This window comes from Agrobacterium sp. MCAB5, from assembly GCF_052114365.1.
Lineage (GTDB): Bacteria > Pseudomonadota > Alphaproteobacteria > Rhizobiales > Rhizobiaceae > Agrobacterium > Agrobacterium tumefaciens.
In genome coordinates this window covers 1-406 of record NZ_JBFREP010000312.1, presented here as the reverse complement: position 1 = coordinate 406, position 406 = coordinate 1, and the positions used below count along the sequence as shown (strand labels likewise).

At 53.7% G+C, this 406-nt stretch carries 1 pseudogene; it reads right to left on the bottom strand.

Annotated features, from left to right (window positions below):
- Positions 1 to 406 (bottom strand): annotated as a pseudogene (locus AB4Z23_RS28780) (AraC family transcriptional regulator); the annotation flags it as partial.

The following is a 406-nucleotide window of genomic DNA, read 5'->3' as shown; positions in this document are numbered from 1 at the left end:
TCTGAAGCCATTGCGAATGTTCCAGATGCAGGAGCCCATTCGTTCTGGCGAGCCTGCTGCAGACACGCACATGATCGCTATCCCATTCCATCCACATGTTCAGGATCGTATCTTCTCGCGATGCCCAGTTGCAGGCGTGGCGCAGCGCGACGAGCAGTGTCGGAGAGTGCGCGATCAGCGCCCGGGTTTTTTCATTTAGATGGGAAAAATGAAGCCGCTTGCTGGCCAGGAAGCCGAAATCCGTAATGCCCTGGCTGCGCTGGGCCGTCTCCACAAAGCGGATCGTCGGCAATAGTGGGATATAAAGATTGCTTTTTGTTTCCAGAAACGTTGGAAGCCGAAATTTCCCCAGAAGCGAATTTGTGGGCGCACCGATTTCATCAAGAATCCCCAGGAAAGGAAGTAG